This is a genomic window from Sphingomonas sp. (genome assembly GCF_026460985.1).
GTDB lineage: Bacteria > Pseudomonadota > Alphaproteobacteria > Sphingomonadales > Sphingomonadaceae > Sphingomonas.
On sequence record NZ_JAPKNM010000013.1, the window covers coordinates 21,124 to 32,823 of the forward strand.

General features: G+C 67.9%; 11 protein-coding genes. 5 read left to right on the top strand and 6 right to left on the bottom strand.

Features of this window, described 5'->3' with window-relative positions:
• Nucleotides 1-14: 14 nt before the first annotated feature.
• On the top strand, nt 15-2,162 hold the full coding sequence (locus MT490_RS02910) for a PAS domain S-box protein (protein ID WP_297384105.1): 2,148 nt from the start codon (nt 15-17) through the stop codon (nt 2,160-2,162).
• Nucleotides 2,159-2,512, top strand: coding sequence for a response regulator (locus MT490_RS02915; protein WP_297384107.1), 354 nt, complete (start codon nt 2,159-2,161; stop codon nt 2,510-2,512). Before MT490_RS02910 ends, MT490_RS02915 begins: the two co-directional genes overlap by 4 nt.
• A gap of 18 nt (nt 2,513-2,530) precedes the next feature.
• On the opposite strand, the gene MT490_RS02920 is transcribed toward MT490_RS02915, so the two are convergent.
• From MT490_RS02920 to glmU, 4 genes are all read right to left on the bottom strand, one after another.
• Nucleotides 2,531-4,561 (bottom strand): elongation factor G, encoded by a 2,031-nt coding sequence (locus MT490_RS02920; protein ID WP_297384108.1) that lies wholly within the window; start codon nt 4,559-4,561, stop codon nt 2,531-2,533.
• Between the two features lie 200 nt (nt 4,562-4,761).
• Nucleotides 4,762-6,585, bottom strand: a complete 1,824-nt coding sequence (gene glmS / locus MT490_RS02925; RefSeq protein ID WP_297384109.1) for a glutamine--fructose-6-phosphate transaminase (isomerizing) — start codon at nt 6,583-6,585, stop codon at nt 4,762-4,764.
• Between the two features lie 22 nt (nt 6,586-6,607).
• Nucleotides 6,608-6,919 carry a hypothetical protein gene (locus MT490_RS02930; RefSeq protein WP_297384111.1) on the bottom strand — a complete coding sequence of 104 codons (312 nt, stop codon included), beginning with the start codon at nt 6,917-6,919 and terminating at the stop codon, nt 6,608-6,610.
• Entirely contained in the window at nt 6,916-8,271 is a 1,356-nt protein-coding gene (gene glmU / locus MT490_RS02935) for a bifunctional UDP-N-acetylglucosamine diphosphorylase/glucosamine-1-phosphate N-acetyltransferase GlmU (protein WP_297384113.1), read from the bottom strand. The genes MT490_RS02930 and glmU overlap by 4 nt, the downstream gene beginning before the upstream one ends.
• Nucleotides 8,272-8,345: 74 nt before the next feature.
• Here glmU and MT490_RS02940 point away from each other — a divergent pair, with 74 nt between their 5' ends.
• The 3 genes from MT490_RS02940 to MT490_RS02950 all read left to right on the top strand — a co-directional run bounded on the left by MT490_RS02940 (nt 8,346) and on the right by MT490_RS02950 (nt 10,193).
• Entirely contained in the window at nt 8,346-9,023 is a 678-nt protein-coding gene (locus MT490_RS02940) for an HAD-IA family hydrolase (protein ID WP_297384114.1), read from the top strand.
• Entirely contained in the window at nt 9,020-9,595 is a 576-nt protein-coding gene (locus MT490_RS02945) for a manganese efflux pump MntP family protein (RefSeq protein ID WP_297384116.1), read from the top strand. Before MT490_RS02940 ends, MT490_RS02945 begins: the two co-directional genes overlap by 4 nt.
• A 154-nt stretch (nt 9,596-9,749) precedes the next feature.
• Nucleotides 9,750-10,193 (top strand): GAF domain-containing protein, encoded by a 444-nt coding sequence (locus MT490_RS02950; RefSeq protein WP_297384117.1) that lies wholly within the window; start codon nt 9,750-9,752, stop codon nt 10,191-10,193.
• On the opposite strand, the gene MT490_RS02955 is transcribed toward MT490_RS02950, so the two are convergent.
• Complete coding sequence (locus MT490_RS02955; protein WP_297384119.1) at nt 10,178-10,492, bottom strand: hypothetical protein; 315 nt, start codon at nt 10,490-10,492, stop codon at nt 10,178-10,180. The genes MT490_RS02950 and MT490_RS02955 overlap by 16 nt on opposite strands.
• 375 nt (nt 10,493-10,867) lie before the next feature.
• On the bottom strand, nt 10,868-11,700 hold an 833-nt coding region (locus tag MT490_RS02960), incomplete at its 5' end, for a nucleotidyltransferase family protein (RefSeq protein WP_297384121.1).

The following is an 11,700-nucleotide window of genomic DNA, read 5'->3' on the forward strand; positions in this document are numbered from 1 at the left end:
GCGCGTACGAAGTAATGAACGAAGCCGGGCCCGGGCAGGAACCGCTTCCCGTAGGCGAGGACGAATTCCGCCTGATCGCCGACAGCGCGCCCGTGGCCGTATGGGTCACGCGGCTCGATCGCACCCGCAGCTTCGTCAACCGGGCCTATCGGGAATTCCTGGAGGTCTCGTACGAGGAGGCGCTGGCGTTCGACTGGCGGCGGATCATCCACCCGGACGACGCGCCGCAGATCCTGGCCCAGTCGATCGCGGGCGAGGCGCGCCTCGAAACCTTCGATCTCGAAGGACGTTATCGCAACGCGCGTGGGGAATGGCGCTGGCTCCATTCGACCTCCTCGCCGCGCCGCGACGCGCAAGGCCGGCACATCGGCTTCATCGGCGTCGCGCACGACGTGACCGAAGCGAAGGAGGCGGAGCTTTCGCTGCGCGACAGCGAGGCGCAGCTCTCGGCGTTCATCAGCCAGTCGACCGCGGGCTTCGCGCAGGTCGATCTCGAAGGCCGCTTCACTCTGGTCAACGATCGTTTCTGCCAGATCGCCGGCTGGAGCCGCGATGAACTGATGGGAATGCGGATGCTCGACATCACCCATCCCGACGACCGCGCGCGCAACCGGCCGCTGTTCGAGCGCGCGGTGGAGCAAGGCACGCCCTACGCCCATGAGAAGCGCTACATCCGCAAGGACGGCAGCATCGTCTGGGTCAACAACACGGTCTCGGTGATCCGGCGCCCCGATGGCGAACCGTTCGGCGTGCTCGCGGTGACGCTCGACATAACGCGCCGCCGCGAGGCCGAGGCGCGATTGCGCAAGAGCGAGGAGAGCCTGCGCCTCGCGACCGAAAGCGCGGGAATGGCGAGTTGGGAGCTCGACCTCGAGACGATGGCGGGCGAATGGTCGCCCAATCGCTTCGACCTGCTCGGCATGGAGCGACGGCCCGACAGTCGCGGCAGCTTCGAGGAATGGCTCGAACGCGTGCACCCCGACGATCGCGAGATGGCGCGGGGCGCGGCGCAGAACTGCTTCGAGACCGGCATGCCCTATACGATCGAGTATCGCGTCCGCCGTGCGGACGACGGCGAGGAACGCTGGCTGCAGAGCCACGGCAGCCGGATCGATTACGAGGACAAGAGGCCGAGCCGGCTCGTCGGCATCTCCTTCGACGTCACCTATCGCAAGCACGCCGAGGAGGAACTGCGCGAGAGCGAGGCGCGATTCCGGACGATCTTCGAGCAGGCGAACGACTATCTGGTCACCACCACGCTCGACCAGAAGATAACGTCGGTGAACCCGGCGGTGGTCGCCGCGCTCGGCTATGCCGAGGACGAGATCGTCGGCGCCTCGATCGGCGACTTCATGGAACCGGACCAGCTCGCGCTGAGCATGGAGGCCTTCGAACACAAGATGCGCGTCGGCGGCAACACGCGGACGACGCTCACGGTCCGCGCGCGCGACGGCCGTCCGCTGATCTGGGAGATCAATTCGCGCCTGACCACCGATTCCGAGGGCAGGCCCACCGGGCTCCACGCGATCGGGCGCGACATGACCGAGGCGAAGCGCGCCGAGGCGCATCTGCGGCTGCTGGTCGACGAGCTCAACCATCGCGTGAAGAACACGCTGGCGATCGTCCAGGGCATCGCGCAGCAGAGTTTCAAGGGAATCACCGATCCGGCGACCGCGCGCGGGGCGTTCGAGGGCCGGCTGGCCGCCTTGTCCGAGGCGCACAATCTGCTCACCCGCGAACATTGGGGACCGGTGTCGATGGCCCAGATCATCGGCGACGCCGTTGCGCCGCATGGCGGCGATGTCGGCCGCTTCGAGCTGGACGGGCCCGACCTGCCGATCCTGCCCAAGACCGCGATCAGCCTCGCGCTGGCCATCCACGAGCTCGCGACCAACGCCGTCAAGCACGGGGCATTGTCGCAGCCGACGGGACAGGTGACGATCCGCTGGAACCGGACGGGCGAGGACGGCGCGCGGCTCTCGCTCGTCTGGCAGGAACAGGGCGGCCCCAGGGTCGAGGCCCCGGCGCGGCGCGGCTTCGGCACGCGGATGATCGAGCGCGGGCTCGCCGCGGAGTTCGGCGGCACCGTCGAGATCGATTTCCGCCCCGAGGGGCTGGTCTGCACGGTCGATGCGCCGCTGCCCCAGGGGACGGGAAAATGAGCGGCTATGGCGGCCTGCGCGTGCTCGTCGTCGAGGACGAGCCGGTGGTGGCGATGTGCCTCGAGGACATCCTCGACACGCTCGGCTGCGAGCCGGTGGGCCCTGCCGGCCGGGTAGCCGAGGGGCTCGCGCTGGCGGAGCGCGAGGATCTCGGCGCCGCGATCCTCGACATCAACCTGGCGGGCGAGCACAGCACGCCGATCGCCGAGGCGCTGCGCCGGCGCGGCGTGCCCTTCGCCTTCGCCAGCGGCTATGGAACCCCGCCCGAGGGATTCGAGACGCTGCCGCTGATCGAGAAGCCCTATCGCGAAGCCGATATCGACGCGGCGCTGCGCGCGCTGCTGGGATAGCCGCCCGTTCCTCGTGGATCAGGCCGCCTCGGACGTCCGCTGGCGGACCTCCGCGGCCAGCTTGCCGCTCAGTTCCGCGAGATGGTCGAAATGCGCCTCGAATTGCGCCAGTCCCTGACTGAGCGACCGTAGTTCCGGATCCAGGCCCGACAATTCCGCCTCGGGCAGCAACAGTTCGACCGCGTCCCAGCGGGACCAGTCCGCGACAGGCGTTATCCCCAATATCTGGCCACGCCGGCTGGTCGCGGCCGAGGTGATGCGCGATACCGCACTGCCCGGAGCGCGGATGGTCACATGTGCGATGGGTTCGAGCAGGAAGGGCGTCGCCGCGGCCAATGCGTCGGTCATCGCGATCCGGCCGGCGGTGCGAAAGGCGAGCTCGGAACTATCGACGCTGTGGAAGCTGCCATCGACGAGCGCCACCGCGACATCGACTACCGGAAAGCCGAGCGGCCCGCGCATCATCGCATCCCGCACGCCTTGCTCCACCGCCGGTATCCACTGACGCGGAATGGCCCCGCCGGTGATCTTCTCCTCGAAGTGGAAACCCTCTCCGCGGTCGAGGGGGCGGATCTCGATGATCACATCACCGAACTGGCCGTGCCCCCCGGACTGCTTCTTGTGGCGGCCATGCTGGGTCACTCCGTTGCGGATCGACTCCCGGTACGCGATCACCGGCCGCCGGGCCGAGACCGCGACACCGTAACGCCGCTCGAGGCGAGCGAGCACGACGGCCAGATGCTCCTCGTTCGCGCCGTGGAGCAGGGTCTCGCGCGTCGCTTCCTCGAACCCCCATCGCAGGCAGGGATCCTCCTCGGCCAGGCGGTTGAGCGCGGTCGACAGCCGGACTTCGTCCTTGTGGTCCTTGACGGTGATGGCCAATGCCGAATGGGTACCCCGTGGCATCACCACCGGCACGGGCGCCGGTGCGCGGCCGGTCATGCCGAGCCAGTCGCCGGCCCGTACCGTATCGACCTTGGCGATGCCGACGATATCGCCTGCTCCGGCGCGGGCAACCTTGGTGGTCGCCGCGCCCTGCAGCGCGAAGAGCGAGCCGGTCCGTATGCTCTTGCCGTCGGAGTCGAGCAGTTCGGCCCCCTCGGTGAGCGACGCATTGAAGATGCGGGCCAGGGCCAGCCTTCCGACGGTGCTGCCGTGCGAGACCTTGAAGACCTGCGCCGCGGCCCCCTCGGCGGCGAGCCGATCCGCGGCCAGCGCTGCCACAGGCGTATCGTGGCGCAGCATCTTGAGCAGGCGGCGAATCCCGAATCCGTTGAGCGCGGAGCCGAACAGCATCGGCACGATCAGCCCCGCCGCCGTCTCGCGTGCGATATCTCCGAAGATCGTGTCGAGTTGCGGCACCTCGTCGTTGAGCAATTGTTCGAGCAGCACGTCGTCGTGATCGGCAAGCTGCTCGAGCATGTGGAAGCGCGCGCCGGTCTCATCGTCGCGAAGGTCCGCGGTCAGCGGCACCATCTCGGACGCGCGGCCCGGCCGATATTGGTAGGCGCGTTCCGAAGCGAGGTCGACGAACCCCGCCACGCGCTCGCCCTCCCGGATCGGGATCTGCCGGGCGACGATCGCCGCGCCGCTCAGCGGCTGGAGCGCTCCCAGCAGGTCCTCGATGCTGCCGCGTGCCTGGTCGATCTTGTTGACGAAGAGCGCGTGCGGGACCCTGAGCGCCTCGAGGCGCCGCAATATGGGTTCGACCAGGGGCGCGCGTGCCGGATCGGGATCGATCACGACGAGGGCCAGATCGGCCAATGCGAGCGCCCGGTCCGCGTCCGCCGCGAAGGCAACGGAACCAGGCGCATCGAGCAGCACATAGGTTTCGCCCATCCAATCGAAGCGCGCCAGGTTCAGCTCGGTCGAACCGCCTCGCGTCCGCGCTTCCGGACTGGCATCGCCAATGCTGGTGCCCGCCTCGACCGCGCCGAGCCGGCTGCTCCCGCCCGCCGCAAACAGCATCGACTCGAGAAGGCTCGTCTTGCCCGCACCGGCCGGGCCTGTGATCGCGATCGCTCTGGTGCCATGCTCGACCTGATCCATACCGCGCTTCTCCTGTCGAGAATGGGTCTGTCGCAGTCCTGAGGTTCATCCCACTCGCGGGCGACCGCAAGACGGTTCAAAGCCGGCACAAGCTTGCGCGGCCGGTTCCGGCCACGGCATAGTAAAGCCACCGCGCCCTTTCGACAAATGCGCGAAATCGCTGCCGTGTTTCCCCCGGTGGATCCAGCCGGGAGCGCCGTCTATTCGACGGTGACCGACTTGGCCAGGTTGCGTGGCTGATCGACATCGGTGCCCTTGGCCACCGCGACGTGATAGGCGAGCAATTGCACCGGCACCGCATAGACGAGCGGCGCGATCAGCGGGTGGACGCTCGGCATCTCGATCGTCGCCAGCGCGTCCTCGCCCGCGAGCGCCAGCCCCTCGGCGTCCGAGATCAACACGACGCGCGCGCCTCGCGCCTTGGCCTCCTGCATGTTGGACACGGTCTTGTCGAACAGCGGCCCCGACGGGGCGAGCACGATCAGCGGCACGCTGTCGTCGATCAATGCGATCGGGCCGTGCTTCATCTCGCCCGAGGCATAGCCCTCGGCATGGATGTAGCTGATCTCCTTGAGCTTCAGCGCGCCCTCGAGCGCGAGCGGATAATCGGGGCCGCGGCCGAGATAGAGCACGTCGCGCGCAGCGGCGATGGTGTGCGCCATCCCCTCGATCTCGGCATCGTGCCCCAGCGCGGCGTTGATCGCGGCGGGGGCCTCGATCAGATGGCGGACGATCTGGCGCTCCTCCTGCTCGCCCAATTTGCCCCTGGCACGGGCGAGGTTGACCGCAAGCGCGGCCATCACCGCGAGCTGGCAGGTGAACGCCTTGGTCGAGGCGACGCCGATCTCGGGACCGGCATGCGTCGAGAGCAGCAGGTCGACCTCGCGCGCCATCGAGCTGGTCGGCACGTTGATGATGCCGGCGGTGGTGACGCCATTGACCTTCATGTGGCGGAGCGCCGCGAGCGTATCGGCGGTCTCGCCCGACTGGCTGACCACCACGCCGAGCGTGCCCGGCAGCAGGACAGGATCCCGGTAGCGGAACTCGGAGGCGACATCGACCTCGACCGGCAGCCGCGCGAACTGCTCGATCCAATATTTGCCGATCATGCCGACATAGGAAGCGGTGCCGCAGGCGACGATCGCGACGCGCTCGATCCTGCTCAGGTCGAAGCTCATGTCGGGGAGCGCGACCTTCTGTTCGACCGGGCGGATGTACGAGGCCAGGGTCTGCGCGACCACGACCGGCTGCTCGTAGATCTCCTTGAGCATGAAGTGGCGATGATTGCCCTTGTCGATCAGCGCGGCGGAGACGCCCGAGGTGACGATCGGGCGCGTGACGGGATTGTTCTCGCGATCGAAAATCTCGATCCGCTCGCGCGTGACGACCGCCCAGTCGCCTTCATCGAGATAGGCGATGCGCTGGGTGAGCGAGGCCAGGGCATGCGCGTCCGAGCCGAGATAATTCTCGCCCTCGCCATAGCCGACGGTGAGCGGCGCACCGAGGCGGGCGCAGATCAGCATGTCGGGCTGGTTGCGGAACAGGAAGGCGACCGCGAACGCCCCGTGGAGCTGCGGCAGCACCGCGGCGACCGCGTCGCGCGGGCTCTGGCCGCGCTCGAGCTCGCGGCTGACGAGGTGGGCGACGACTTCGGTGTCGGTCTGGCTCCTGAACTCGCGGCCTTCGGCGAGGAGCGCGTCGCGCAGCGGCTTGAAATTCTCGATGATGCCGTTGTGGACGATCGAGACGTCGCCGACGATGTGCGGGTGGGCATTGTCCTCGGTGGGGGCGCCGTGGGTGGCCCAGCGCGTGTGGGCGATGCCGATCAGCCCGGGAAGCGGGCTCTCCGCCAGGCGCTGGCCGAGATTGACCAGCTTTCCCTCGGCGCGGCGGCGCTCGATCTCGCCCGCGTGGAGCGTGGCGATCCCGGCGGAATCATAGCCGCGATATTCGAGCCGCTTGAGCCCGTCGAACAGGCGCCCCGCCACGTCCTGGGTGCCGACGATCCCGACAATTCCGCACATCGAACCCTACCCCCTGCCGCAATCAGTGCGGAAACTTGCTGTCGATGAAAACCCGCGTGAACTCCATCGGATCGGGCTCGCGCCCGTTCGCCTGCACGAAGCGGACACGGCCCGCCTGCCACATCTCGCGGATCGCGCCCTGCATGCCCGCAGGGAACTGCATCCGGTTGACGACGATCTCGCGCCAGCTGCCGGTGGCGCCGAACATCGTGCGATATTGCGGCTCCATCGCGCGCAGCGCCGCGTCGGCCATCGGATCGAGATGGCCGATCGCATCGAGCACATAGCTTTCGAGCAGCTTGAGGAACGGCTTGCCGGCGTAGCGATCGCTCATTTCGCGGCCGCCTTCTTCGCTATCGCCATCGCGCGGAACCGCGCAGCCCAGCCGGGCTTGGCGACCTGTTCCGCACGCGTGAGGCAGAGCGCGTCGGCCTCCACATCGCGCGTCACCACCGCACCGGCGCCGACGATCGCACCCGCACCGATCGCCACCGGCGCGACCAGCGCGGTGTTCGAGCCGATAAAGGCGCCCTCGCCGATCTTCGTACCATATTTGAAATAGCCGTCGTAATTGCAGGTGATCGTACCCGCACCGATATTCGCGCCCGCGCCGACCTCGGCGTCGCCGAGATAGGTCAAATGGTTGGCCTTGGCGCCGGGCCCGAGCACCGCCTTCTTGGTCTCGACGAAATTGCCGACCTTCGCGCCCTCCCCCAGCACCGTACCCGGGCGGAGGCGCGCATAGGGGCCCACGCTCGCGCCAGTGGCGATCGTCGCGCCCTCGATATGGCTGAAGGCGTGGACGACGACGCGATCGGCGATTTCGACGCCGGGGCCGAACACCACGTTCGGCTCGATCAGCACGTCGCGGCCGATCTTGGTGTCATAAGCGAACCACACGGTCTCGGGGGCGACCAGAGTCGCGCCGTCGGCCATCGCGCGAGCGCGGCGGGCGTGCTGCCACTCGGCCTCGAGCAAAGCGAGCTCGCCGCGGCTGTTGACCCCGGTCACTTCGTGCGCGTCGGTCTCGATCACCGCCGAATGCCGCCCCTCGCCGGCGGCGAGCATGACGATGTCGGGAAGGTAATATTCGCCCGCGGCATTGGCGTTGGTGACCTGCGCGAGCAAGGCGAACAAATCCTTCGCGCGCACCGCCATCAGCCCGGAGTTGCACAGGGTCTCGGCGCGCTCCTCGGCGCTGGCGTCCTTGAACTCGACCATCTTGACGATATGGCCCTGCCCGTCGGCGATGACGCGGCCATAGGCGCCGGGATCGAACGGCCGGAAGCCGAGCACGACCGCGGCTGGCGCATCGGCGCCGTGCAGCCGTTCGAGCATCCGCCGCATCGTCGCGGTCGAGACCAGGGGCACGTCGCCATAGAGGATCAGCACATCGCCTTCGAACCCGGCGAGCGTGTCCTCGGCCATGCGCACCGCATGGCCGGTGCCGAGCTGCTCGGCCTGATGGACGGTGTCGGCGCCGTGCGGGCCCACCGCCGCCTCGACCTGCTCGCGTCCCGCACCGACCACGACGATCGTGCGCGCGGGATCGAGCGCGGCGACGCTGTCGATCAGGTGGAGCAGCATCGGGCGCCCGGCGAGCGGGTGAAGCACCTTGTGCGTATCGGACTTCATCCGCGTGCCCTTGCCCGCAGCAAGGATGATCGCGGCAATCGGCGCTGTCATGGGTCCCTCCGGACTAGTCCCCTGCCATGACAAGCTTGCCAATTCCATAGCCTTGCTGGCAGCAGGCGCGGCATATGGCCGACTTCCCCTTCGACATCGTCGGGTTCGATCTCGACGGAACCCTGTTCGACACCAGCGCGGACCTGACCGACGCGCTCAACCACGCGCTCGGCCTGCTCGGCCGGCCGGCGTTGAGCGTCGCCGCCGTCACGCCGATGATCGGGCGCGGCGGCAAATATATGCTGCAACAGGGGCTGGAGGCATCGGGCGGCTGCGACCCGCAGGTCCTCGAACGTACCTATCCCGAGCTGCTCGCTTTCTACGGCGCGAACATCGCGCGCGGCACCCGGCCCTTTCCGAACCTCCTCGAAACGATGGACGCGCTCGATACGCGCGGCGCGAAGCTCGCGATCGTGACCAACAAGCAGGAAAGCCTCGCCGTGAAGCTGGTCGCCGAGCTCGGGCTCGACCATCGCTTCGCCTGCGTGATCGGCGGCGACACGATGGGGCCGGACGGCCGCAAACCGTCGCCCGACGGGATCCGCGAGATGATCCGGCGCTGCGGTGGCGGACGCGCGGCGTTCGTCGGCGATTCGATCTACGACACCATGGCGGCGAAGAATGCCGGGATACCCTCGGTCGCGGTCAGCTTCGGCTTCCTGATGCAGCCGGTCGAGGAACTGATGGCGGACGCCGTGATCGACCGTTTCGACGAACTGGTGCCGACGCTCGAAAGGCTGGGTACGGCATGACCGAGGGCGCGATGCTGCCGATATTCTCCCTCCTCGCGCTGTCGCTCGGGCTGGCAATGGACGCGTTCGCGGTTTCGGTGGCGCAGGGCGCGTCACGGCGCGGTACGGCGGACGGGCTGAAGATCGGCGCCGCGTTCGGGCTGGCGCAAGGGCTGATGCCGCTGCTCGGCTGGGCGCTGGGCGCGGCGTTCGAAGGCGCGATCCGCAACGTGGATCACTGGGTCGCCTTCGTCCTGCTCGGACTGCTCGGCGCCAAGATGCTGCGCGAAGGGCTGTCCGGCGAAGAGGCGTCGCCCGCCCCGGCGCTGATCGGCTGGGCGTTGCTGGGCGCGGCGATAGCCACCAGCGTCGACGCCGCGGCGGCAGGCATCACGCTGCCGATGATCGGCGCGCCGATCGCGATCGCCTGCGCGGTGATCGGGCTGGTGACCGCGGCGCTCTGTGTCGCGGGCGTGCGGATCGGCGCGGCCTATGGCGCGCGGCTGGGCAAGATCGCCGAAATCGCGGGCGGCGTCCTGCTGATCCTGATCGGGTCGAAGATCCTGATCCAGCACCTTTTCTTCGGCGGATGACGAAGCTGGTTGCAAAGAAGAACTGATTTCCGCCCGTTTTCAAGGGGCTTGGAACTGTGATTCACCTTAGTTTCCGAAGTACTTGCAGTCGCCTAGAGGGCGTGGGAGCATACGCATCGGGGAAAAGAGCGTGGGTCATTCCGGGGGGATATTGTTGAAGGGGTCGGAATACGCCTCTCCAGAGGCCGGCATCGCCCTGCACGCAGGCGCGCGCACCGCATCGGCCAGGCTGGCCGAGCTCGTCCAGCTGACGCTCGTCGCGGACGGCGCCATCATCGACCTGCACCATTACGCCTTGCGGCAGCGCGCGATCGGCGCGCCCGAGCGCCTGGGCACTGCCGGCGTGCTGCTGGCCGGAGGCGCGGCGGAGGCTTCGGAGCCCCTGCTGTGGCAGCTCGCAGATCCGGTCGCGGCCGGGGCGAACGGTTTCCAATCCTATGCCGGCGTTCCGGTGCACGATGCCGACGGCACGCCGCTCGGCCGGGTCGTCGCGATCCAGCGCGGGCAGCGCCAGTTCGACGGGCATGATCTGAAGATATTGCGGACGGTGGCGGATATCGTGGCGGAACTGATCCGCCAGCCTCAGCTCGCCAACTGAGTAACCACGGCGGGCTGCGGGTTCATCCGCGCGCCCAGCAATGCGCGGCCGCGCGCAGTGAGCGCCGCGTCGATCACCCGCGGACCGGCGGGTCCGACGACAAAGGCTTCGAAGATGATCAGGCCGGCGTCGCCGAGATCCTGGAACGCCTTGATGAAGTCGATCAGTCGCTCGGCGGAATCGTCCATGCCGAGATCGGCGGGACTCAGCGTCGCAACCATGGGCCAGCTCGACCACAATGCGTCGACGATCATCCTGGCGTCGGCGGAATCAAGAGCCTGCGCGGTTTCGTCGATCACAACTGCCTCACTACCCTGCACTACATCGTTGCTGCGCCCCCTTACCCTCGCCCCGTTTTGTCCCGGTGGCGATTAACCTTTACCTAACAGAGGTTAACAAATCGCTAATTCCCAACCGGACCCGCCGCTGCGCGACCGTCAGCCGACCGCTCAATCAGAATTTTCATAGTTATATCAGTTGATTGACTAGACGGGGATGCATTTCGAAGATCTTCGGGCCGGTCGGCCACCCGATCGCCCTAGGACGAATTTCCAGGCAAATCGACTTCAGACTCAGCGGTCGATATAAACCAACTGAATAGGTTTCCAAGTCATCCTGCGCAAATTGTGCGCAAACCCTCCGACGAGCCTCAAAAGAACTTCATAGTTAATATTTTAATTAACTTTGCCACCCTTGCGCCACTTAATGAACAAGTGCCGCGCAAGCTGCGCGGGCGGCATCCGGATCGCATGGCTGCGGACGTAAAAGCCCAGCCGGGTCAGCTTGCGCGCGGGCCGGCCCCAGGCGTCGCGGGCGAGGATGCGGCGCAGATAGAGCGCATCGCCACCGCCCACGCGGCTACCGGCGCCGTAGAGGTGGTCCGCCAACCGCAAGGCGCGGGCGACCGCCGCGCCCAGGCCGTGATGCGCGGCGCGCGCATCCAGGCCGGCGGTATCGAATTCCTCGACCAGGCAATGCACGTCCCACAGGTTGCGCAGGCCGCCGGCGAGATCGCCGTCGGCGAAGAGATGCGCCGCGGCGTGGCAGATCATGTCCTGCGGTGCGAGGATGCGAAGGCCGTTCCCGAGCGCGACGCTCCCGGCGATCATCGCGTCGGCGTCAGGGGTGATGCGCGCGGTGAGCGGCAGGATCGTGTGGTGGACGTCGATCATCCGATCGCGATCGCGGTGGATCAGCGGCGGGAGCTCGTGCATCCAGCGGCGGTAATAGGAATCGTCATAGGGATCGGGCTTCACCCATTCCCAGCCCGCGGCGAGCAGAAGCGCCTCGGCCTCGTCGAGCCGGGCGCGGGGGACGAGGATGTCGAGGTCGCCGATCGACCGGCCGGTGCCGGCGGCAAGGCCCGCCGCGACATAAGCGGTGCCCTTGAGCAGGATGACCGGCATCCCCGTCGGCGCGAGCGCGCGCCGCGCCATCTCGGCTTCCCACAAGGCGGCGGCGCGACCCTGCGCGGCCGAGGCGCGGGCGTCGGCGAGGATGCGCGCCG